This is a genomic window from Bacteroidota bacterium (assembly GCA_016713925.1).
In the GTDB taxonomy this organism is placed as follows: domain Bacteria; phylum Bacteroidota; class Bacteroidia; order AKYH767-A; family OLB10; genus JAJTFW01.
This window is the reverse complement of record JADJOH010000006.1, coordinates 146,507-169,493: the sequence shown is the minus strand read 5'-3', so window position 1 is coordinate 169,493 and position 22,987 is coordinate 146,507. Positions and strand designations below refer to the sequence as shown.

The following is a 22,987-nucleotide window of genomic DNA, read 5'->3' as shown; positions in this document are numbered from 1 at the left end:
AGCTTTAAGAATGATTAATGACCATTGTGCAAATGGTCGAAGCTGAACATTTGCGCATAATTATCAGCAATAAGAAGTGCATTGCCACCGGGAGCCATTTGAAAATTAATACTGGCAATGCTGATGGTATTCGGAGTTGAAAATAATTTCAACACGTCGGCCAGCACATGAATTTCTGCTTCACGACTTCCATCCACCTGCAACGAGCTGCCCATAAAATCAACTTCCACTTCACGAATGGCATTGGTATTATTTGCATCTCTGAATCCACCGATATGGTAAGTTATACCACCGGAAGCAGCAGGCGAAGTACCCTCGAGTTTATAGAAGATATAGCCACTAGACCATGTCCAGAACATGCCATTAGCAGGATCTAAAGCACCTGTTTGTGCACCGCTAACATTACGGGCCGAATCAACTCCGAGTGTAAACTTAATGGAAGTATAAGCCCCACCGGGAACATTCGGGAATGAAAGTTTAGTACTTGGTTGATTGGATTCATCGACGAGAAAGTATCCATCAGGAAGTGAATACACCACCGAATCTGCATTCAGCAATCTTACATTAGAAATATAGTACTTTAGTTTTGTTACAGTAAAACTCTCACCGCTACTATTGGTATAACTTGTCGCTCCGGTTTCATCAACATTTACTGTACCGGCAACATTTGTGAGATCAAGGGTAACTGTGCCGGGTTGCGCCGGACCGGAGTTATTGGAATCGTCTTTGTCATCTTTACATGAAGTAAAGGTTATAGCAGCAACAGACAACATTGCCAATAGAATATTTATTTTTTTCATTTTAGTAATTGTTTTAAAATTATTTTATTTTTCTGATGATAATACTACTTTATTTAAAACAATAAACCCTATAAAAAGATAGCTGATGGACTAAGATATTCCATCCATCAATTACATTTTAAAAGTTTATTTAATTAAGTGTATTATACAGAAGGTGGTCGCAAAACATCCCGGGGATAACCAACCCGTGTAAATAAAAGTTCTTCATTCTGAATCAAAACAAGACAATGGTTAAAAAACAAAACTTTAAAAGAAGGTAATTCGAAAACACTCACCTCAGATTTAACCGTCATTACAGGCATTTGTTTATTTTCCCTGGCGTCTTGTTCCTTAATTTCCTTACTTAATTGACAATTTCCCTGACATCTGTTTTCCGGAACATCCTTTTTCTCACATAACTGCTGAGCAATATATTCTTTATGAATTTCAAAATTTAAAAACAAAATGGATTTACTTCCTGATTCCATCAACAGAATCAAAATCAAAACTCCACTTGCCAGTGCTTTTAACATTTAGAACAAAGATAGATGCCTTTTAGAATGAATTCTGTACAATAAATGTCAATTCTTGTGATTTTACTCACTTTAAACACTAATTAATTAATATTCAGCTTATTGAATGGGCAAATCCCTGCTTATAAAAATCCGGAAGTCCACCTGATTTCCATTTATCTCAACAACAAAACCCTGCCCCTGATGGTTTGCAGTTTATTTTGTGGGTTACGATAGTCGATCTGCCAGATATATAGTCCCTCCTGACAATCTCTGCTATTGCTTCTTCCATCCCATCCATCATCCTGAGAAGAAGAAATAAAAACTTTAGCACCAAACCGATTATAAATTGTTAACCGGAAATCTTCCACCGCACCCGAATACGCTTTAAAAACATCATTTTTCCATCCGCATTTGGGCTGAAAGCAGATGGAACATATACTCCTGTAAAACAATTCTGGAGGAGTAATACAGAATCAGCTCCAATACATCCTGCCTGATTCGTTACCGTTACGCTATACCATCCGATATCATTCACCGAGATCACCGGATCAAGGCTTCCCGTACTCCATAAATAGGTGTCAAATACTCCGGGATCGAGAAGTAATTCCTCTCCCGGACATATCAGCAATTTATCGGGCAACGCAGGCTTTGGAATGGCATCGGGATCAAAGTCCAGGGCAATACTTAGCGATTGTGTACAAGCTGAATCACCGGACACTGTTACCTGATAATTTCCGGCCTCAAGTCCATAAATAGAATCTGTAGTATTTGCTGGTATAACATTCCAATTGAAAGAGGGATTCTGCAATCCTCCAACATCTACGCTGATAGCACCATCAGCTATTCCGGGACAAGAGACAGGGTAGGAAGTTGAGGTTAGTTCAGGGATGATTACTGTTCTTCTTATTCCCAGATTTCCAATACAAGGCTCATTCATCGTAAAGACTACCGAATAGCTTCCGGGCGTTGAAAAAGTATGTGTATCGGAGATAAGATTTGATGCATTTGACGAAGAAGAAGGATCTCCGAAATCCCATTGGTATTGAGAAGGACAATCACCTCCGGTTCCGGTAAAAAGCACTCTTCTGTCCGTTTCACAGGTGTAAGTAAAATCAAATGCAGGAAACGCCAGTTCGGAAATGGAGAAACTATCAATAGCCATTCCATCATAATCATTGCAGGTAGTACCCGAGCTAAACGTAAACCGGAATATCACATTCGCCTCACCTGCCAGGTTACTCAAACAATAGCCGGCTTGCTTCCACTCTCCGCTTCCATTTCCTCCCAGACAAGAACCTGAAGTGGAAGATGTAGTTCCTGACCATCCCTGTTGAGGGGAAGCCAATCCCGCCAGATTGTTGATGTTACCGGCATTGAACCAATTTTTCGTTTTACAATCCGAGCCACCACCCGAGGACCCAACATTGATCCAGGATGTTCCGGAATTCAAAGAATACTGAAGATTTCCTCCATCATATTGTCTCTCCGTATCCCAGAAAATCAGAAAACTCAGATAGGGATAATTCAGACCGGAAAAGTCAAAGCAGGGACTTTGCAGCCAGGATTTTTGTCCGCCATTATAAGGCGCGTTTGTTAATCCGCCGGTTATCCAGCATTGGACACCGCTACCTGCAGCGTTTATCGTTGATTTAGAGGGAGATCCCAATGTCCAATCGGAGTTAACTCCCCCACTGGTCCAGGGACTACTCACAGCTTCAAAATTCTCAGAATATGGAAAAACACTAATGCATTGAGCGAGAGTATGGGGACCTCCTGAAACCATTAGAAAAAGAATCATGGTTATTTTAAACAACAGCTGCATAGGACAAAGTTCATGAATTAATTCATCCTTTAAATAATTCATGATAATTAATTAAGAAAAGAAACTCATTATCTTTACCCCAATCAAAAACCACAAAGCATGAAAAAATCTTTACAAATTGCCTTAATGTCACTCTTTGTCGCAGGGGCCTCTATTCAGGTGCACGCACAGCGATATGTGACAGAAATATTTCCCGCAGCTGCACGAACCAATAGTGTGATTTATGGACAAAATATCACCGTTATTGGTGCACTCTCCGGAGGAGGTCCGGCAATGGATACATTAAAAATGGATGTGTATACTCCGTCCGGAGCAGTCGACCCACTCACGGAAAGACCATTGGTCATCGTTATGCATACGGGAAGCTTCCTTCCTCCGGTTATCAATGGTCAGCCAACAGGTTCCAGAAGAGATAGCAATATAGTAGCCATGTGTACTTCTCTTGCGAAAAGAGGGTATGTGGCTGCCGCTATGTCGTATCGTTTGGGATGGAATCCACAAGCTTCCGGAGCTACAGGACAGGATATCCGTACAGGAACATTATTACAGGCGGTTTACCGTGCTTTTCTGGATGCTAAGGCTTGCGTCCGTTATTTCAGAGCCAATGCAGATACCGGAGGCAATGATTTTGGTATTGATACTTCTAAAATCATTTTAGGAGGTGTTGGTACAGGTGGTTATATCGCTCTTGCTTACGCTACATTAGATGATCCTGCTGAAATTTCTCTGACAAAGTTTCTTGCGAATTCAAACAACGCCACTTATGGATTTACAGCAGGCCAATCGTATGTAAATCAGGCATTATTAGGAGATTTTGAAGGGTATGGTGGCATTCCACAATTGAACTACCCCAACAACTCACCCGGTTATAATTCAAAGGTTCAATTCGTTTTCAATTTGGGTGGTGCTATTGGAGACACTTCCTGGTTAGAACCCGGCGATGCACCCATCGTTGCCTTCCACGTCGTTGGAGATCCCTTTGCCCCTTATGGTGTCGGTGATGTAATTGTACCTACTACCGGTGATTTCGTAGTAGAAGTAGGCGGAAGTCGCGAAGCAGTTCGTCTGGCCTTTGAAAAAGGGAACAATGACTGTTTTGCCAATGCCGGTTTTACTGATGCACTTACTACTTATGCCAACACCATCAATGAAGGCTATGAAGGATTATATCCTTTGGTCACTGTGCCTGCGCAGCAAGCAGGTCCATGGGAATGGTATGATTCTTTGGCCACTGTTTTCTATGCATCTTTTCTTCCTCCACCCTACAACACGAAAGGTGATACAGCCTATGCGAATGCGCTCCTCACCAATCCGGATATGTCCAAGGCAAAAGCATTGGCTTATTTAGATACAGTGATGGGATATCTCAATCCAAGAATTGTGTACTGCCTGAATCTTTCAACAGGTTTAAATAACCCGTCTGTAAGCGATGCCGGTATCAGTTTTACACCTAATCCTGCGGAAAATCGTACACTTATCAGTTCGAAAAACAATGAAATCATACGCAATGTGTTAGTATATGATATCACAGGTAAATTGGTGCATTCTTCCGGTCCGGTGGATCAGAAAAGCTATACGTTAGAAAGAAAGGATCTGGATGCCGGTTTATATATCGTAAATGTGCAATTAGACAGAGGTACTGCAACAAGCAGAGTCGTTTTCCGTTAATCCTTCAAACAAAAATAAAAGCCACCGGTTTTTTATTGCCGGTGGCTTTTTTATACCACCCATGCGAATAGTCCTGCTATTCTTCCTTCTTCAAATTGTAGCGAGCACCCGAGTGGAAGCGCAGCTTCTCACCTATGCCATCAGGTATAAAGATGAGCCTATCGGCATAATGACAGCGCAACGTCATGGAAAGACAAAATCTGATTTTCTGATTGAAAGCAAGATTTTGATTCAAAAAATGGTGCGTGTAAATATTGTTTATCGAATCACTTCCCAATTTGATAATAACACGCTTCTCCATTCTTTAGCGACTCAACACAATAACGGCAAGGAACATATAAATACCAAAACCACACATTCCAAATACGGATATACGGTACAATCACAAAAGCGAGAAAGTAAAATCAGTCAAAAATCTATTCCTTATAATTTATGCAAGTTGTATTTTGAAGAACCCATTGGCGTATTCATGGTGTATTCTGATACCTACGGAGATTTCCTCAACATTAAACCGGCAGGTAAACATCGTTACGAATTGATTCTTCCGGATGGCAAAAGTAATTTTTATACCTACCATCTCGGCATTTGTATTTTGGTAGAAGCTGAAATAATAGTTGGAAAAATCTACTTTCAGCTCACGAACAATTAGAAATAGTTCACTCAAAAACTAAAAATCATCAAGATTTCCTTTCTTTGCAAAAGCATATGAAAATTAAAATAAGTCTGGCATTTTTATTCAGTCTTTTGCTGTTTTTTGAAGCAACAGCGCAGCAGGGTGTCACCACTTTTGGAGTTTGTCTACGTCCCAGCTTTCCAAATAGTTTTCTCCGGACCGGACCAAAGAATTTCAGCGACTCAGCTATTACCTACAGCATTGTACAACAGTCGGGGATTAGCTTTGGAGGACTGGTGCGACATGGTTTCACAAAGCGACTATCCATGGAAACCGGGATCATCTATACCAAAAGAAATTATGATCTCACTCTAACTGACACCACATTTACGGGCGGTGGTGGATTTTCTATTATCGGATATGAAATACCTGTCACTGCACTGGTGTTTATTCAATTGGATGAGAAGTTATGGATGGATGCCGGTCTGGGGGCTCAAATGAACATATTCCCCTCCGATGTGGCTACGTTCAAAGATTATTATTCCCACTACAGTGCCCGTCGACAAAAAGTAAGTGCCGGTGTTATTGCCAATTTAGGTGTCGAGTATCGTACTGCTAAATCCGGTTATTTTTACGTTGGATTTGTTTATCACCGTGCCTTGCAAACTTTATATGATACACTTATTGAATATTATCCGGACAGAGATTTCACCAAGCCTTTTTCCTCCATTGGCAGAACAAGTTTAGAAGGCGACTATTTCGGAATTGACATCAAATATTTCTTTCACGAAGATCCGGCGAAGAAGAAAAAGAAAGCATCAAAATAACTGCATTCCCCTTTTCAAAAATATAGACCGTGGAAAATAAGTCCACTGTTTTTGCGATACTCCAGTGCAGGAGCAGGAAATTTAATACATCCGAGTACTTTAAATAAAGCTTTCAATGCACCACTTTTAACCGGTATTTTCGACCATTCAATATCCGGAGAAATATAAAACTGTCGATAGCGTTCGCCGGGATACTTTAGTCCTTCCGGTGTCTCTTCAACATTCGCCGTCAGCATATTGTTAGCTCCATATCCAACAGCAATATTAAGCCAGGCCGGTAATGAAGACTTTTTCATAAAATCAGCAAGATTAAAAGACAACCAATAGGTTTGTCCATTGTAATCCTTCAGGACATTCTCAGCAATATTGGAACCGAAGATAGAGGGACGTTGATTAGCCAGCGGACTTTTAGTATAGGATAATTTAAAAGAAATCCTTTGTTCTTTCCAACCCAATGCCTGTCCGAGAAAAAGTCCGGTACCTATGGTGTTCGCGATTAGATCTCCGGTAGAAAAACCCCATTCTTTAGAGTGGCCATCCAGCATTTCTACACTGAGCAAAAACGTATAGCTGATGCCGGCGCCCCAAATTGCAGATTTTTTCGGGGAGAGTCCCGTCCACCCCACCAACTCACTGTTCCACCGTGAAAGATAATAAGCCGAGCCACAATGTCCTACTTTATCCATTTGCAACCATTCCTCATTGTCATTAAATCGATGAAAACCCGAAAGCGGATAATCTTTATACCAGACGGAATACAATCCCACCATACTTCCTGCATAAATACTTGCAGTAGAGAACGCCATTATTCGTCCGCGCTCCCGTTTGTATTCGGAGGATGCATACCAAAATCCTTTATCGGAAATCGTGTCACCGGTTTGAGCTTGCAAAGGGCTATAAAAACACATCACCGCCAATAAAGCAGTGATGTGGTTTACTATTCTTTTTGTGAAAAGATGCATTCCGTCTTATCCGATGAAAACATCCATCAATTCAGAAGTACTTCTTTGGCAGTATTAAGTATTTCAAAGGCGGCATCTTTAGAAGCAGACTCAGCATAGGTTCTTAGCACCGGTTCCGTACCGGAAGCACGAATCATCAGCCAATCGCCATTCTCAAAGAAATACTTGAAGCCATCGAGATCCTCCGTTCTGGTAACTTTAAATTTGCCGAAAGAAGTATAATTTCCTGCTTTGCAATTTTGAAGGACGCGCTGTTTAATTTCTTCCTTGATGTGAAGATCATTTCTCTCAAATGAAAATTTCCCAACTATCTCATACACTTCGTCAATCAGATCGTTCAGGGTCTTTCCACTCTTCGCCATAAATTCCCAAATCGTTAAACCGATCCAGATGCCGTCTCTCTCGGGGATATGCCCTTTAATCGCTATCCCTCCTGACTCTTCACCGCCGAGTAACACATCTTCCTTAATCATTATTTCGGCGATGTACTTAAAACCAATTTTCACTGTTTCCATCTCTAGTCCATAATGCTTGCAAATTTTCGCCACTTTCGGTGTGGTAGAGAAAGCAGTGCATACTTTACCGGAGAGTCCTTTGTACTTGTGGAGATAATGAATCAACAAGAGGATAATATGATGAGAGTCCACAAAGTTTCCCCTTACCGTCGTAGAAACCTAAACGATCGGCATCGCCATCTGTTACCAAACCGGAATCGATCTTTCCGCTATTCTTAATCAGATTTGAAAACTCAGTCAGGTTCTTATGAATGGGTTCCGGGGCCTGTCCCATGAACGAGGGGTTATAATCACAATGCAAAAATGTCAACTCCGGCAAAAGGCGTTTCATTACATTTTGTCCGGCGCCATACATCGCATCATAGGCAAGATGCAAACCGGATTTGCGAATCACATCCAAATCAAAATGCGCTTTCACATGCTCCACATACATATCTTCCAGGTTGACATACTCCAGCAACCCGCTCTTCTCAAATGTGGCTAATTCCATGTTTTCGAACTTCACCGTACAAACATCCGGTATCAGGTTTTCAATTTCTGCAACGAGAGCAGGCTGCAAAGGTCCACCAAAAGACCCTTTCAACTTGAAACCATTATATTCGGGAGGATTATGACTCGCGGTAATGATAATACCCAGATCTTTTTTCATTTTCACGGCACCCAATGAAATCATCGGTGTGCTGACAAAATCTTTTGCCAATGAAACTTTCACTCCCATCGGACACATGACCTTTGCTACTGTATCGCAAAACAATTCACCGGCAAATCTACAATCGTGCCCTAGTACAATGGAAGGATTCTTAGATTGTGAAAGCAACCATTTGGCTGTACCTTCCGCTACACGTGCAACATTAGCCACTGTAAATTCTTTAGCAATAATTGCTCTCCATCCGTCCGTTCCGAATTTTATTTTTTCCATGAGAATTTGGTATTAAGTTTTGTTGAACAGGATTAAACGATTTTAATCCTAAATCGTTACGAAATTAATAAAGGAAAACCATTTAGATAAAGAGGATCCAAAAAAGTTATCCCGCCGACGGAGACCATACACCTTTAACCCGGGCTACCTTAAAAAAGCCTGTGAAATTTCACAGAAGTCGGACAGACCACTTCTCAGAACTGTGCCACAAAAGAAGTCAGTCGTTTCCAGTCAGTTTCAAATAGGGCCTTTTGATAAGCATAAGATTCGCTACGGGGAATATCCTGAGTATTTATACTTCGAATAATGTAATTGAAATTTTGCTGCTTCAGGAAGTCAAGGAAGGGCAACTCATTTACTTTTATCTCCATTTTGACCATTTCTCTAAACGGCACTTCAGACAAAGCTGAATCATTGATAAATATCGTCATACTCAGGGGATCAAATGAGATTACCCCATCAATTTTTTTCCAAAGTTCATTCATTTCCAAACGGGTCACTTTCCACTTTCCCTTTTGAACATGAGTCAGGATCTTCTCACCGCCCAGATTAAAAAAAACTTCTTCATTCTGACGAAGATACTTTTCAATAGCAACAAGAACTTTAGTGCTATTCTGTGACTTTACTTTTGTTATGTCCTGGGATGCATCTATGGTCCAGGTGACTTTTTTCTGCGGAATTTCATTAGAAGAAAACTGGCTCAGGTTAAACTTAGAGCTGCCGATATATTCACTAAAAATCTTCCTTGAATCTTCCTTGTTATTGATCACTTTTCCGGCAAACTGAAGGAAATTGAAATTATAATTCTTTGAAGCAATATAGGCCGAGAGATTGGAGTTGAAATTTCCATTCGCATTACTCATTACCCGTTCACTGAGCAGCACACTTTGCATATCTTCAAAATCGACATAGCCATATTCCACATCCTCACCCGACTGATTTTTATTAGAAAACAAAAAACCTGTTGTTCGACTGCTCAATATTTTATTGGAATTTGTCCAATACTCATAAATAAAAACCACATCCTGATCCATAAAATTAGTACGGGTACTTTGCTCAATTTCCTTCAAGGTTTGTGGAACAAAAAAAAGTTCCTTAGAAGGCGCATTCCAGAGTTTCACTTTGCCGCTCATAATAGCTCCGTAAGTAATTCGGGTAAGTTCCCGTACAAAATTGCAACCGGTAGTATCCATCTGTTCACTGGCTGACACTCTCAAAATAACAGGTATCTGCGAGCTGGATGAGGTGCTAAAAAAAACGACCAATAGGAGAAGAAGTAGTATTTTTTTCATTCTGCCGTATAAAAATACGAAACCTGTTCGATTAATGGAAATCACTTCTCTTTGGACTGATTCCAGGTAGCATAAATCGCCTGTTGAACAGGTCGTGTTTCCGGCATTTCCCGTAAAGGTTCACAGGGTTTTAAGGTAGCCATCAACTCCGCCGGCAATTGCTGATACAAAGCGGTTCCTTTTGACTTCCAGGTAATCATCTCATCGGTCATCTCCTTAATAATCTTAGCAGGATTTCCAACCACAATTTTCCGTTCCGGAATCTGCATTCCCTCCGGAACAAAACATAAAGCTCCCACAAGCGAATTCTCCCCAACAATTACCCGATCCATGATGACAGCATTCATTCCAACCAGTACATTTCTTCCAATCGTAGCTCCGTGAATGATTGCACCATGTCCGATATGAGCCCCTTCACATAGCCGCACCGTTACACCCGGGAACATATGGATGGTACAATTTTCCTGCACATTACACCCATCTTCAATAATAATCTCGCCCCAATCTCCCCTAACCGCCGCACCCGGACCAATATACACATCCTTCCCAATAATCACATTTCCGGTCACGGTAGCATTAGGATGCACGAATGCAGAGGCATGTACTACAGGACGATAGCCGTTAAATTCAAAGATATTCGACATGGGGAAGTTTAAGGTTTAAAGTTTAAAGTTTAAGGTTGGTCCCTTCACTAGTCCCGGAGGGACGAAACACTGGTTAGCGAAGCGACCCTCATTCCCCTCTCTCGTCCGCACCGACCTTCGGTCGGTGCGGACTTACCAAACGAAGTGAGTATCTTTTCATATATAGAGGTCATCACACTTGAAGTTTACCTAAGCCTATAGCCTTAAGAGAGTAGCAAGCAGCCGGTAGCTACTTAAGTCTGAATCACCCCTACATTAAATGCTTTTTCAACAGGTGCATGATTCGCAGCTTCTATACCCATCGAGATCCATTTGCGGGTATCGAGCGGATCAATGATGGCGTCAACCCATAACCGTGAGGCGGCATAATAGGGCGATGTTTGCTGATTGTACCTATCGGTTATAGTTTTTAATAATTCATTCTCCTCTTCAGGGGTAATTTCTTTTCCTTTCGCTTTTAAGGTGGAGGTTTGAATCTGAAGGAGTGTCTTTGCTGCCTGTGCTCCTCCCATTACTGCGATCTGAGCACTTGGCCATGCCACGATGAGTCGGGGATCATAGGCTTTTCCACACATGGCATAGTTACCCGCTCCGTAGGAGTTTCCGGTAATGATAGTGAACTTCGGCACCACTGAATTGGCTACTGCACTTACCAGCTTTGCACCGTCTTTAATAATTCCACCGTGTTCTGAACGAGATCCCACCATAAATCCGGTCACATCCTGTAAGAATACCAGGGGTATTTTGCGCTGATTGCAATTCATGATAAAACGCGCTGCTTTATCGGCACTATCGCTGAAAATCACACCACCAAATTGCATCTCCCCCCTTCTTGCTCTTTACCACTTTCCGCTGATTAGCGACAATACCTACCGCCCATCCATCAATCCGCGCATAACCACAAATCAAAGTCTGACCATATTTCTCCTTATACTCATCAAACGCACTATCATCTACCAAACGATAAATGATCTCATGCATATCAAATTGTTTATCCCGGGCGACGGGAAAAATAGAATAGATTTCATTTGCATCCTTGAGAGGAGGAAGTGATTTGATCCGGTCGAAACCTGCATCCGGCAGTCGTCCGATTTTAGAAAAAATGCTTTTTATATAATCCAGACAACTTTTATCATCAGGAAACTTGTTATCCGTTACACCTGAAATCTCGCATTGCGTGGTTGCTCCGCCAAGTGTTTCATTGTCTACATCTTCACCAATGGCCGACTTTACGAGATACGATCCGGCCAGAAACACCGATCCGGTTTTATCTACAATCATCGCTTCATCGCTCATGATAGGAAGATAGGCTCCACCGGCTACACAAGACCCCATGATAGCAGCGATCTGAATAATTCCCATACTGCTCATCACTGCATTGTTCCTGAAAATACGTCCGAAATGTTCCTTATCCGGAAAAATCTCATCCTGCATAGGCAGAAATACTCCGGCACTATCTACGAGATAAATAATCGGTAATCTATTCTCCATGGCGATCTCCTGTGCACGAAGATTTTTCTTGGCAGTCATGGGAAACCAGGCGCCGGCTTTTACGGTCGCATCATTGGCTACAACAATACACTCGCGTCCGGCGACATATCCCATCACTACTACCACCCCCGCTGCAGGGCATCCTCCCTGTTCCGCATACATACCATCAGCAGCCAGGGCACCAATTTCTATTTGGGGAGCATCAGCATCTAACAGATAGGCTATCCGTTCTCTGGCAAGAAGCTTCCCTTTTTCCTTCTGTTTTTCAGCACTCTTCTTCCCACCACCTAAAGAGATCTGTTGCAGCTTCTGATTCAGAAAACTTAATTGAATTTTAGTGTGATCCTCGTTTTTGTTTTGTTCAATATCCTGTGACATCATAAATAAAGCTTCTACTTCTGTTTTACGCGAAAGCCATGGCAAAGATAAGAGGATACAGTCTTTGAAACCAATTATTTGACAACCTGCTACTTACTAAGCTTTTGCAGAATTTCAGCGGATTGACGTCGCACCTGATCATAGCCGGCTTTATAGGATTCACGGGCCTTACGGTAATCGAAAACTTTGGTGGATTTAAGGTCGGCAGGCTCAATCAAAATCGCACATTTTTCCTCCCTGTAAACGGTATTACTGAAAACGCCAAGGTGGAAAGTTCGTTCTAAAACGGACCAGGTCGTAGATGGGGGACTAATCGGCCCCAATGGATTCACATGTACGCCCATGATAGGCACGTTGTATTTTTGAAGCGGTTCAACCGGAAGGTTGTTCAACACACCACCATCCACCAATAACATATCATTGAATTTTACCGGTTTGAAAAGCCCGGGTATAGAGGAAGATCCCAGAATTGCAGGCATCAGTTTTCCATCATGGAGATAATGAATTTTACCACTGAGGATGTCCGTCACAGCAACAAACAAAGGCAATTTCAAGTCTTCAAATTTTTCGGGGAGATACTTACTGAACAAGGGTCCCACGCCACCCATCTTCAACAAACCTTTATTAAATGCGCCCCTGAATTTCTTAAACAATTCATTTTTTATAAACAACTCCAGTACTTCATCCGGGGGAAATCCTGCCGCAATAAATGATCCGGCCATAGCACCTGCGCTGGTACCACTGATGCGTACGATTTCTACATTCATTTCAGACAAAGCCTGAGCCACACCCAGATGAGCAAAACCACGGGCACCACCACCGGAGAGACAAAGTTGGACTTTCATAATAAAATTTATGAAAAATTTTTGGTGGGGTATAAAATAAGAAAAATAATTGCCATTAATTGGTTTTGTACAATAAGAGGATTAAATTTTACTTGAGTTTTGAATAATAGTTTGCAACGGCTCAGGATTTAGCTTCCAGCACCGGAGCTAATTCATCGTTAAGCTTTGAGTTGTTTATAAATCAATTTATTGATTATTGTAATTAGTGTTTTGCGTTTTCCTATTCATGAAGATTTTTTCACTCTGTCAAACGTAGCCCAAGCACAAAATTCCCGAATTATTTGTAAATCATAATTTGATGATTACCTGGTTAATCGTTAGGTTCCTCAAGTAGTTCCAGCTGATAGCCCATATGTAGTGAACATTTGCTGATGGCTGGTAGCTGGAAGCAGGAGGCTCGTAGCCGGAAGCAAAACTACATCTCTAATTCCACAACCGGATCCCAGAAGCGCTCTTTAAACTGTATAACTCTATCTTCTTTCACCTCCACTCCATCTTTCTCCAATAACTTTTGCATGATATCCGGAGCACCAAAATGATGTTTCCCGGTAAGTAAGCCGTTCCTGTTCACTACACGTTGTGCAGGGACTTTGGGTTTTACGCCATGTGCCGCATTCATCGCCCAGCCGACCATCCTTGACGATTTTGCAGCGCCCAGGTATTTCGCAATAGCGCCATAAGAGCTCACCCGGCCCTTTGGAATTAAGCGTACTACAGCCCAAACTTCTTCGAAAAAGTTAATGTCCTTCTTAACAAAGACTTCTTCTGTGGTCACTTTTTTCTGTCTCATTTACTTCTCCAAAATTATTAAAATAGTATGAATAGACTTTTTGGAATGGAGATTTTCAATTGAGAGATAGGATTTTTTCTTTCGATATTTATCCGTAGGGGTTTCACGCAAACTACTACGCTAAAGCTTCGTAGTTCGAAGGCCTCCTTCGCTAACTGAGTGCGCCAAAGCTTACTCCGCCGCAAACGCTTTGGCGTACACAGTAAGCGACGGCGTAAACTTCGAAAGCCGAAGATGACGCGGAGACGCAGAGGGGAGACGCTGATAGCCGAAAGAGCGGTTCATGTACGAGTCATTAAAAATAAAAAAAAATCCACAAAAAAATCACTATAATTTAATTACATCCTCATAGAAGATGCTAATTTTGCGGTCTACGTTTATGGCAGTCTGGTATAGCATTTTAGTTCGCAGTTTCGCTGATAGTAACGGTGATGGTATTGGAGATATTCCAGGTTTAATTCAATCGCTGGATTATTTTTCTGAGTTAGGCGTTGATGGCCTCTGGTTATTGCCCATTCATCCTGCTCCCTCTTATCATAAATACGATGTGGTAAATTACCATCAAATTGATCCGGAATACGGAACGATGCATGATTTTAAAAGATTGCTGAAAGAGGCACACCGGAGAGGCATTAAAATCATGATGGATTTGGTGTTAAATCATTGCAGTGAGCGGCACCATTGGTTCCGGCAAGCGATGCAGGGGAAAAAATCATTATCGCAATTGGTTTGTATGGAAAGATGCCGGACTTGTTACAACAGAGGAACAATATCACTGGCATATTCCTGAAAAGGTCTACGGGATGAAATGTACTATGGGCTCTTCTGGAAAGGAATGCCTGATTTGAACTTTGATGAACCGGCCGTTCGAAAAGAGATGGCTGCCATTGCCTCTTACTGGATCGCACTCGGAGTAGATGGCTTACGTTTGGATGCGGCGATGCATATTTTTCCGCCGGGTCGTGAGAATGATAATGTGCTCTGGTGGCAGGAGTTCAGAAAAGCGGTGGATGCCTGCAATGCAACTATTTTTACCGTCGGTGAAATCACGGAGAGTTGTGGATATATCGCACCACACCTGAAGCAAGGTTTGCATAGTGCATTCAATTTTGAACTTGCGGATCATCTCCTACAGGCCATCCTCTACGAAAAACACGATTGTCTCGCCAACTGGCTTAAAGGAGTAAATGATTATTACTTCTCGATTGATAAAACTGCAAAAGATTCCATCTTCCTTTCTAACCACGATCAGGAACGGATTGCCAGCCGCTTGAAAGGTCATTTACAAAAGATGAAACTGGCGGCTTCCCTGCTGCTCACCTTGCCGGGAGAAGTTTTTTTATACTATGGAGAAGAACTCGGCTTATTGGGAGAAAAACCCGATGAACATGTGCGTGAGCCCTTCCCCTGGTCGTGGAGAAAAAATAAGGCTACGACACATTGGTTGAAATCAAAATATACTACTCCTTCCACTGTTTCTTCTCTGGAACAGCAACAAGATGCTCCGAACTCCCTCTATCATCATTACCGTGCATTGCTTAAAATGAGGAAGGATCACCCTGCTTTGGAATCCGGCAGAATAGGATTAGTAAACTGCAACGACGCTTCCATCATCATTTTTACGCGTGATCTTCCCAATCAACGTATATTGGTGATGCATAATTTATCAGGAGAAACAGTAACTATGCAGCACGAAGAAGAACATGTATATTTTGAAATTCTTTTCGGAGCGGATCAGGATTCGGACACGGAGAACGGGAAATTTGAGCTCGGACCCTACAGCAGCCTGATCATACATGTGAATTTGTAATGTTCTTCCCGCTTTTGAATTCGTAAATAACGGCAATTCCACTATCTTTGCACTCCGAAAATTGACCCATGAATATTAAAATAACACTGCCCGATAACTCCGTACGGGAATATCCGAAAGGAAGTTCCGCTATGGATGTGGCCAAATCCATCTCTGAAGGTCTGGCGAGAAATGTATTGGCGGCAAAGGTGAATGGAGAAGTCCGTGACCTGAACCGTCCGATAGAAGAAGATGCACAATTGACATTATTGACGTGGAACGACGCTGAAGGAAAAAATACGATGTGGCATTCTTCCGCGCATTTGATGGCGGAGGCGTTGGAATTTTATTATCCGGGTGTGAAGTTCTGGGTAGGTCCTCCTGTGCAGAATGGCTTTTACTATGACGTGGATTTTGGCGGAGAAGTTTTCTCGGCTGATGATATGAAGAAGATTGAGGACAAGATGGCGGAGTTGGCGAAACAATCCAATGCTTATGTCCGCAAGGAGATCGGCAAGGAAGAAGCCATCCGTTACTTCACCGAAAGGAACGATCCGTATAAACTCGATTTGCTGAGTAACCTGGAAGATGGCAGCATCACCCTATACACCCAGGGAAATTTTACTGACCTCTGTCGCGGACCACATATTCCCAATACCGGCTATATCAAAGCCATCAAACTGACCAATGTAGCGGGTGCTTATTGGAAGAATGACTCCAACAACCCGATGCTTACCCGCATATACGGGATCACCTTTCCTAAAAAATCTGAACTCGATGCCTATCTGGCCATGCTGGAAGAAGCAAAGAAGCGCGACCACCGGAAGATTGGGAAGGAGATGGAAATTTTCACTTTCGATGATGATGTAGGTCCGGGTTTGCCACTTTGGATGCCGAATGGCGCTGTGATCATTGAAGAGTTGGAACGCCTGGCGAAAAAGACAGAGGCGATGGCCGGATACAAGCGTGTGCGGACCCCCCATCTCGCCAAAGAAAGCATGTACCTCACCAGCGGACATCTTCCCTACTACGCTGACAGCATGTACCCTCCCATGGAATTCGACGGGGAGAAGTACTATCTGAAAGCCATGAACTGCCCGCATCACCATAAGATTTTCAAGGAACTCAACCCCAGTTACCGGGATCTTCCAATTCGATTGGCGGAGTACGGCACCTGCTATCGTTATGAGCAAAGCGGAGAGTTATTCGGATTGATGCGGGTGCGTTGCCTGCAGATGAATGATGCCCATATTTACTGTACCAAGGATCAGTTTGCGGCTGAGTTCAATGCCGTTAATGATATGTACCTCAAATATTTCAGGATATTTGGAATTGAGAAATACGTCATGCGCTTCTCTACCCATGAGCCCAGCAAGCTCGGACAGAAATACGTGGACAATCCTGTACTCTGGAAAGAAACCGAGGACATGGTCCGCCAGGTATTGATCGAATCCAATATTCCTTATGTGGAAGTTCCGGATGAAGGGGCTTTCTACGGACCGAAGATTGATGTCCAGGGTTTGGAGTGCTATAGGACGAGAGTTCACCCTGGCCACCAATCAGGTAGACTTTGCTGTTCCAGCCCGTTTCGGACTCACCTTCCGGAATGCAAAAAATGAAATGGAAACGCCGATTTGCATTCACAGAGCACCTTTGGGAACACATGAACGCTTTATCGGCTTCCTGATTGAGCATTTTGCCGGCAATTTCCCACTCTGGTTAGCACCCGAACAGGTCGCCATTCTACCCATCTCCGATAAATTCAACGGATATGCGAAAAAAGTTTTACAAGTCCTTATAAATTCCGATATTCGCGGGCTCGTTGACGACCGGGACGAAAAAATCGGTAAAAAAATACGTGATGCAGAGATAAAAAGGCTGCCTTACATGCTGATTATCGGAGAAAAGGAAGAGCAGGATTTCACCGTATCCGTTCGACAACACGGCAAAGGAGATCAGGGTACTTTAGGCTTACAGGATTTTGTAGATAAGATCCAGGCAGAGGTGAAGGAACTGTTATCTGTTTAAAAAAGAATAAGTTAAACTAAAAATAAAGGGAGGCCACATAGCAACTTTTCCTTACAAACCCGGCTTCGGAAGAGGACGGGGACCGATTAAAAAAGAGGCGGAACACCGCATCAATGACAAGATCAAGGCTACACATGTTCGTCTGGTAGGCGATGGTGGAGAGCCCAAAGTACTTTCATTACAGGAAGCACTGAAGATGGCAGAAGATGCCGGTCTCGACTTAGTTGAGATTGCGGCGCAGGCGGATCCACCCGTTTGTAAAATCGTCGACTATCAGAAGTTCCTCTATGAGCGGAAGAAAAAGGAAAAGGAAACGAAGGCCAAGGCTTCGAAGCAGATTTTAAAAGAGATCCGTTTCGGGCCCAATACCGATGAGCATGATTTCAACTTCAAGGTGAAGCATGCCATGAAATTCCTCGAAGAGGGTGCGAAGGTGAAAGCCTATGTACATTTCAGAGGAAGGGCCATTGCCTACAAAGCGCGCGGAGAGATCATCCTCCTTAAGTTTGCCCAGGCATTGGAAGAGTTCGGTAAAGTGGAGATGTTACCAAAATTAGAGGGGAACCGGATGTTTCTGCATCTGGCACCGCTGCCAAACAAAAAACCAAAACCGGCTAAACCTGCTGATGAGAAGGATGCAGAAAAACCCCTGATTGAAAAAATCGAGGGCGAGCCGGAAACTAATAACGAAGCATAAAATAATTGTCATGCCGAAAATGAAATCTAACTCCAGTGCCAAAAAGCGATTCAAGCTCACCGGCACCGGAAAAATCAAGCGCAAGCATGCCTTCAAGCGTCACATCCTGACCAAGAAGACAACCAAAGCCAAGCGCGCATTAACTGCCACCGGACTCGTTCACGAAACTGACGAGTACAGGGTAAAGAGAATGTTGGGCGTTGCCTGATCCTTCCTCCACCAAGCAGTAAAAAATTAATTCTAACCCGGTACTTAGCACCAAAGATTCTGAAAAAACAACAGAACGCTAACGCCAAAAAAACGAAAACAACATGCCACGTTCAGTCAATCATGTAGCATCAAAGGCCAAGAGGAAAAAAATCCTCAAACTCGCCAAGGGTAATTTCGGTTCCCGTAAAAATGTATGGACAGTTGCCAAAAACACTGTCGAAAAAGGACTTCAGTACGCTTACCGCGACCGCAAGACCAAGAAACGCAACTTCCGCGCATTGTGGATTCAACGTATCAATGCTGCAGCGCGTCTCCATGGAATGTCTTACTCTCAGTTCATGGGTAAAATTCATGCCGGCAATGTCGACATCAACCGCAAAGTACTTGCCGACCTCGCGATGAATAACCCTGCTGCCTTCGAAGCAATACTGAATTCAGTAAAGTAACGACACATAAAAACCTTCTCAATTAAAAAGGACTCCATCGGGGTCCTTTTTTTGCTTCCGGCTTCGGGCTTCCAGCTTCCAGCTTCCGGCTTCCGGCAACCAGCTTTGTTATTCTATAAAGTAATTTTGCATCTCTATTTGACTTCAATTTTAGCGAATTCGTCTTCCGTATTTACTAGGTTCAACGATGCTCCCTCTATTAATGAGATTTTGTGTTGAATTAATTCTTCAATTGAAAAGGTACTAGTATGGTGTAGCAAGTTGCAGACCTGTCGGTTCTATTGAATATTTTCTTAATTTTATTGTGATGAAAAACTTCTTTTGCGCTTTGTTGTTGATGTCTGCGGTTTTTGGGGGTGGGAAGGTGTTTGCTCAATATTCCAACAAAGTATGGTGCTTTGGGGATAGTGCGGGTGTTATTTTTACCAATCCGGTTTCGTATTTTACAATAAGTGAAGCCTATTTAACAGCATCAATAAGCATAGCTGATCTGAATAACAATTTGCTGTTTTATGGTTCTTCAACCAATGCCACTGCTTATTATAGTTCTAATTCTAAACGAGGCAAACTGATTAATCGAAATCACATTAAGATGATGAATGGAGACTCCTTGTTTTGCAGAGGTTGGTATCACGATATTCTAATTATTCCAAAATCAGTTTTGGATAGTACTTTCTACGTTTTTGTTGCCGGAGTTTCAGGACCTCCTTATGGATTGTATTATAGTATAGTTGATTTAAAATTACAAAATGGTTTAGGAGAAGTAACCCAAAAGAATATTCAAATTCATACCAGCCCAATGTATGATGGATTAATGGCTGTCAAACATGGTAATGGCAAGGACTGGTGGTTGGTTACACGGCACTTTGACAATGTAAGTCAAAGTTATAACAACGACTTTTATGTATATTTAGTAGATTCATTAGGTATTATTTCGATGCCGGTTCAAACCATTGGAACTATGCGCAATTCTGGTGGTGGTGATATAAGTTTTAATTCTGATGGGACGAAAATGGCTGTTTCTGATTGGGGCAATCTTATTGAGCTTTATGATTTCGATCGATGCACAGGAACAATTTCTAATTCTGTGAATATTGAATTACCAAATACAAGTGGAGGACCCTATAAATATTATTTTAGTTTGTGTTTTTCACCAAATGATCGTTTTTTGTATGTATTCAGTAATTTAAGTATTGCTGATGCAACAATTTTTCAATTTGATTTAACTGCAAGTAGTATTCCTAATTCAAAATTTATCGTAGGTACAATTAAAGATTCTGCTTCAGCTGTAATGATGAAATTGGCGCCTGATAATAAAATTTATATCAGTTCGTGGGTTAATTTACCAGGTAGTGGTTATCCTTACACTCAAGGTTTTTACAATGTAGTAAATTCAAATCTAACTGTTATCAACTATCCAGATAGCCTTGGTGCAGCTTGTGATTTTCAGCTATTTTCTTTTCCTTTAGGAGGCCACCGCACGTATCGAGGCTTACCCCATAACCCGAATTACGAAATGGGAGCATGGGTGGGCTCGCCTTGTGATACGCTGAGTGTGGGAGTGGATGATAATGTACCGGAGCAGGAGGTGTTTTTTCAGGCATGGTATAATAGCGATTGGAACATGATTCACGTCAATGCTTCCAAACTCAAAGGAAGAACTGGGAGTTTGCGGTTGTTTGATATGGAGGGAAGGTTGGTGTTTGAGAAAAAAATTGAAGTTATTGCGGGAGGTTATGTGACGGGAGAGATACCGATGAATGCGGTGGTGAATGGGGTTTATCTTGTCAATTTAATTACTGATGTAGAAAGTGTTTCGTCGAAAACAATAAAATTTTGATTTGAAAATTTGAAAATGTGTTAATTTGAAGATGGGATGAATGAAGAATTGTTTTTGGTTATTTTCTGCATCTCGTTCCTTCGGTCTTCGTAGCTTTAGCGAAGGAGACTGCGGCTCTGCTCCCGATAGCTATCGGGATCTGCGAGACACCTTTAAAATTAATTTCTGTAGAAAAAAATTAGATTGTCGAAAAATACCAATTGAAATTTAGGTAAATAAAGATTATCTTCTTAATAGAAATCTTCATTTTAACCACTGAGTCACTGAGGTCACTGAGATTCACAGAGGACTTTTATTAAACAATTAGTCTATATTCATTCAAAACATTCAACAACTCATCAACTCATCAATTCTCTTTATTTCCTATTTTAGTACCTATGTTCAAACGCTTATCGTCGCACAGTTTAATTATTTTGTTGGGCAGTTTGGTGTGGGGGGTGTTGAGTTATTATAATTTGCTGGTTGATGATGATGTAGTGATGTTGCGATCGGTGAAGGATGCGGGGATTGTTGGGGCTACGATTGGACAATACGAGACCTGGAATACCCGATGGATGTCGTTTTTCTTCCTGCATACCTGGATGAACTTTTGGAATGAAAGCAGCTCTCCCCTGCTCTATCATCTGGCAACGTTGGTGGCGCTGTTGCTGGCTTCCCGGCGCTTGGTCATCGCGTTGATCATTAAGCGATGGATCGTTGCTTCTTCCCGATTACAGGAATGGTTCTTCGCGGGATTAATCAGTACAGCCCTGATTGTTTCAAGCTATCATATCGGAGATACCTGGTTTTGGGTAAATACTTCTACGATGTATGGATGGAATCTGATTGCATTACTGTTGGCCATCAGTCTGGTTTTATCTCCGCTCAAAAATAATGTACTGCACGACATCCTCCTTACTTTTTGCGGACTCTATATCGGTGGTGCTGCAGAGCCGGCTGTAGTTTGTCTGGGCTTGATACTGCCCGCCTATTTGTACCTGGATCGTGAAAGAACGAAAACTATTTCCCCACATATTATCAATTTTCTCATTGGCATGGCCGTTAGTTTTGGAATTGCGCTGGCCGGTGATGGTCACGGAAAACGGGAAGCAGCCTTGCCCGACCCGGGTATGCTTGGTTTGCTATTGAAAGGCGCCTACTTCAGCGCGAAAATTGCATTGTACCATACTCCGTTGCGGTTGTTGATGGTATTGGTCATTTTGTTTCCCTTGTTTGCAGAACATAAGAATAAAAATAATTTTCTTGCCGTCACGTTCAAAGCTGCAGGTGCATGGTTCGCGGTGGTTATCTTCCATACTTATTTTATCACTTATATAATGGGAGATTATGGTCCGGAAAGGGCCTGGAGTTTTATCAGTTTCTGGAATGTGATGATTGCCGGATGGTGGGGCTATCATTGCAGCGGAATGTTGAATGTCATGTTGATGAAAATTCTTAGTTGGGGTGTTTGTATGGTAATAGCCTTTACGCTTTTTAAACAGTTAAATACCTTGCCGGCTTATCATGCCTATGTAAAAAGCATTCGTAAAGAAGTCATTTTTGATCCCGAGAAAGTTCCTGATTCGGGGTTGTTGCATCGGGTGACGATGGGGATGGAGTAATCAAGGATAAGACCTCCTTCTAAATAATATTTTCTACTATTGAAGGTGCGACGAACAATCTTTCTGCAACAGCCCTGTAGGGGCGGTATCTCTGTAACTGACAAAGTCCCCCTCTCCATATAGCCGCCGGCATCCGACCTAAGGTCGGGTGCCGGCATTGGTGGGAGAAGAGGATATCCTTTCTTACAGAGATACCGCCCCTACAGGGCTGTTGTGGAAGAAAGGTCTATCTCTGGTCTGATAAACTAACGTTTTGATGAAGTACACAGGAAATATACTTTTAAGTCATTGGCATGTGAATATAGTTCACATTTCT

The 22,987-nt window shown here is 42.2% G+C and carries 19 protein-coding genes and 3 pseudogenes; 11 read left to right on the top strand and 11 right to left on the bottom strand.

Annotated elements, in window-relative coordinates:
* Positions 1-14: 14 nt before the first annotated feature.
* The 4 genes from IPJ86_07095 to IPJ86_07080 all read right to left on the bottom strand — a co-directional run bounded on the left by IPJ86_07095 (position 15) and on the right by IPJ86_07080 (position 3,158).
* A complete protein-coding gene (locus IPJ86_07095; protein ID MBK7887057.1) occupies positions 15-800 on the bottom strand; it encodes a hypothetical protein in 786 nt (261 codons plus the stop codon).
* A gap of 143 nt (positions 801-943) precedes the next feature.
* Entirely contained in the window at positions 944-1,312 is a 369-nt protein-coding gene (locus IPJ86_07090) for a hypothetical protein (GenBank protein MBK7887056.1), read from the bottom strand.
* Positions 1,313-1,467: 155 nt separating this feature from the next.
* Positions 1,468-1,662: a gliding motility-associated C-terminal domain-containing protein gene (locus IPJ86_07085; GenBank protein MBK7887055.1), complete on the bottom strand. Its 195-nt coding sequence runs from the start codon at positions 1,660-1,662 to the stop codon at positions 1,468-1,470.
* Positions 1,644-3,158, bottom strand: coding sequence for a PKD domain-containing protein (locus IPJ86_07080; protein MBK7887054.1), 1,515 nt, complete (start codon positions 3,156-3,158; stop codon positions 1,644-1,646). Before IPJ86_07080 ends, IPJ86_07085 begins: the two co-directional genes overlap by 19 nt.
* A 57-nt stretch (positions 3,159-3,215) precedes the next feature.
* Between IPJ86_07080 and IPJ86_07075 the strand changes: the two genes are divergently transcribed.
* The 3 genes from IPJ86_07075 (at position 3,216) to IPJ86_07065 (ending at position 6,224) form a co-directional block, all read left to right on the top strand.
* On the top strand, positions 3,216-4,784 hold the full coding sequence (locus IPJ86_07075; GenBank protein ID MBK7887053.1) for a T9SS type A sorting domain-containing protein: 1,569 nt from the start codon (positions 3,216-3,218) through the stop codon (positions 4,782-4,784).
* A gap of 61 nt (positions 4,785-4,845) precedes the next feature.
* On the top strand, positions 4,846-5,433 hold the full coding sequence (locus tag IPJ86_07070; GenBank protein ID MBK7887052.1) for a hypothetical protein: 588 nt from the start codon (positions 4,846-4,848) through the stop codon (positions 5,431-5,433).
* A 56-nt stretch (positions 5,434-5,489) separates the two neighbouring features.
* Positions 5,490-6,224, top strand: coding sequence for a hypothetical protein (locus IPJ86_07065; protein ID MBK7887051.1), 735 nt, complete (start codon positions 5,490-5,492; stop codon positions 6,222-6,224).
* A gap of 14 nt (positions 6,225-6,238) precedes the next feature.
* Here IPJ86_07065 and IPJ86_07060 read toward each other — a convergent pair whose 3' ends face one another.
* The 7 genes and pseudogenes from IPJ86_07060 to IPJ86_07030 all read right to left on the bottom strand — a co-directional run bounded on the left by IPJ86_07060 (position 6,239) and on the right by IPJ86_07030 (position 14,060).
* A complete protein-coding gene (locus IPJ86_07060) occupies positions 6,239-7,186 on the bottom strand; it encodes a DUF2279 domain-containing protein (protein ID MBK7887050.1) in 948 nt (315 codons plus the stop codon).
* Between the two features lie 26 nt (positions 7,187-7,212).
* Positions 7,213-8,620, bottom strand: a pseudogene (locus tag IPJ86_07055) (phosphoglucomutase/phosphomannomutase family protein).
* A 194-nt stretch (positions 8,621-8,814) separates the two neighbouring features.
* Positions 8,815-9,912 carry a hypothetical protein gene (locus tag IPJ86_07050; GenBank protein ID MBK7887049.1) on the bottom strand — a complete coding sequence of 366 codons (1,098 nt, stop codon included), beginning with the start codon at positions 9,910-9,912 and terminating at the stop codon, positions 8,815-8,817.
* 41 nt (positions 9,913-9,953) lie between these two features.
* Positions 9,954-10,556, bottom strand: a complete 603-nt coding sequence (locus tag IPJ86_07045) for a transferase hexapeptide repeat family protein (GenBank protein MBK7887048.1) — start codon at positions 10,554-10,556, stop codon at positions 9,954-9,956.
* Between the two features lie 233 nt (positions 10,557-10,789).
* Positions 10,790-12,425 (bottom strand): annotated as a pseudogene (locus IPJ86_07040) (acyl-CoA carboxylase subunit beta).
* 89 nt (positions 12,426-12,514) lie between these two features.
* Positions 12,515-13,270, bottom strand: coding sequence for a patatin-like phospholipase family protein (locus IPJ86_07035; GenBank protein ID MBK7887047.1), 756 nt, complete (start codon positions 13,268-13,270; stop codon positions 12,515-12,517).
* Positions 13,271-13,685: 415 nt separating this feature from the next.
* Positions 13,686-14,060 carry an MGMT family protein gene (locus IPJ86_07030; protein MBK7887046.1) on the bottom strand — a complete coding sequence of 125 codons (375 nt, stop codon included), beginning with the start codon at positions 14,058-14,060 and terminating at the stop codon, positions 13,686-13,688.
* Between the two features lie 379 nt (positions 14,061-14,439).
* Between IPJ86_07030 and IPJ86_07025 the strand changes: the two genes are divergently transcribed.
* The 8 genes and pseudogenes from IPJ86_07025 to IPJ86_06990 all read left to right on the top strand — a co-directional run bounded on the left by IPJ86_07025 (position 14,440) and on the right by IPJ86_06990 (position 22,671).
* Complete coding sequence (locus IPJ86_07025; protein MBK7887045.1) at positions 14,440-14,850, top strand: hypothetical protein; 411 nt, start codon at positions 14,440-14,442, stop codon at positions 14,848-14,850.
* Positions 14,851-14,868: 18 nt separating this feature from the next.
* Positions 14,869-15,870: an alpha-glucosidase C-terminal domain-containing protein gene (locus IPJ86_07020; GenBank protein MBK7887044.1), complete on the top strand. Its 1,002-nt coding sequence runs from the start codon at positions 14,869-14,871 to the stop codon at positions 15,868-15,870.
* Between the two features lie 68 nt (positions 15,871-15,938).
* A pseudogene (thrS, locus tag IPJ86_07015) lies at positions 15,939-17,877 on the top strand (threonine--tRNA ligase).
* Positions 17,878-17,962: 85 nt separating this feature from the next.
* Positions 17,963-18,574, top strand: a complete 612-nt coding sequence (locus IPJ86_07010) for a translation initiation factor IF-3 (protein ID MBK7887043.1) — start codon at positions 17,963-17,965, stop codon at positions 18,572-18,574.
* 10 nt (positions 18,575-18,584) lie between these two features.
* Positions 18,585-18,782, top strand: a complete 198-nt coding sequence (gene rpmI, locus IPJ86_07005; GenBank protein ID MBK7887042.1) for a 50S ribosomal protein L35 — start codon at positions 18,585-18,587, stop codon at positions 18,780-18,782.
* A 103-nt stretch (positions 18,783-18,885) separates the two neighbouring features.
* Positions 18,886-19,230, top strand: coding sequence for a 50S ribosomal protein L20 (gene rplT, locus IPJ86_07000; protein MBK7887041.1), 345 nt, complete (start codon positions 18,886-18,888; stop codon positions 19,228-19,230).
* A 307-nt stretch (positions 19,231-19,537) separates the two neighbouring features.
* Complete coding sequence (locus tag IPJ86_06995) at positions 19,538-21,070, top strand: hypothetical protein (protein MBK7887040.1); 1,533 nt, start codon at positions 19,538-19,540, stop codon at positions 21,068-21,070.
* Between the two features lie 377 nt (positions 21,071-21,447).
* The gene (locus tag IPJ86_06990) at positions 21,448-22,671 is read left to right on the top strand and encodes a hypothetical protein (protein ID MBK7887039.1); all 1,224 of its coding nucleotides are present in this window, start codon (positions 21,448-21,450) and stop codon (positions 22,669-22,671) included.
* Positions 22,672-22,987: the final 316 nt, after the last annotated feature.

Bases quoted from the DNA above. Each gene is read 5' to 3' on its own strand.
- IPJ86_07095 (MBK7887057.1), bottom strand. From the start codon at position 800: ATGAAAAAAATAAATATTCTATTGGCAATGTTGTCTGTTGCTGCTATA.
- IPJ86_07030 (MBK7887046.1), bottom strand. From the start codon at position 14,060: ATGAGACAGAAAAAAGTGACCACAGAAGAAGTCTTTGTTAAGAAGGAC.
- IPJ86_07045 (MBK7887048.1), bottom strand. From the start codon at position 10,556: ATGTCGAATATCTTTGAATTTAACGGCTATCGTCCTGTAGTACATGCC.
- IPJ86_06995 (MBK7887040.1), top strand. From the start codon at position 19,538: ATGAAAAACTTCTTTTGCGCTTTGTTGTTGATGTCTGCGGTTTTTGGG.
- IPJ86_07065 (MBK7887051.1), top strand. From the start codon at position 5,490: ATGAAAATTAAAATAAGTCTGGCATTTTTATTCAGTCTTTTGCTGTTT.
- rpmI (MBK7887042.1), top strand. From the start codon at position 18,585: ATGCCGAAAATGAAATCTAACTCCAGTGCCAAAAAGCGATTCAAGCTC.
- IPJ86_07080 (MBK7887054.1), bottom strand. From the start codon at position 3,158: ATGAATTATTTAAAGGATGAATTAATTCATGAACTTTGTCCTATGCAG.
- IPJ86_07025 (MBK7887045.1), top strand. From the start codon at position 14,440: ATGGCAGTCTGGTATAGCATTTTAGTTCGCAGTTTCGCTGATAGTAAC.
- IPJ86_07070 (MBK7887052.1), top strand. From the start codon at position 4,846: ATGCGAATAGTCCTGCTATTCTTCCTTCTTCAAATTGTAGCGAGCACC.
- IPJ86_07050 (MBK7887049.1), bottom strand. From the start codon at position 9,912: ATGAAAAAAATACTACTTCTTCTCCTATTGGTCGTTTTTTTTAGCACC.
- IPJ86_06990 (MBK7887039.1), top strand. From the start codon at position 21,448: ATGTTCAAACGCTTATCGTCGCACAGTTTAATTATTTTGTTGGGCAGT.
- IPJ86_07020 (MBK7887044.1), top strand. From the start codon at position 14,869: ATGTACTATGGGCTCTTCTGGAAAGGAATGCCTGATTTGAACTTTGAT.
- rplT (MBK7887041.1), top strand. From the start codon at position 18,886: ATGCCACGTTCAGTCAATCATGTAGCATCAAAGGCCAAGAGGAAAAAA.
- IPJ86_07035 (MBK7887047.1), bottom strand. From the start codon at position 13,270: ATGAAAGTCCAACTTTGTCTCTCCGGTGGTGGTGCCCGTGGTTTTGCT.
- IPJ86_07090 (MBK7887056.1), bottom strand. From the start codon at position 1,312: ATGTTAAAAGCACTGGCAAGTGGAGTTTTGATTTTGATTCTGTTGATG.
- IPJ86_07075 (MBK7887053.1), top strand. From the start codon at position 3,216: ATGAAAAAATCTTTACAAATTGCCTTAATGTCACTCTTTGTCGCAGGG.
- IPJ86_07060 (MBK7887050.1), bottom strand. From the start codon at position 7,186: ATGCATCTTTTCACAAAAAGAATAGTAAACCACATCACTGCTTTATTG.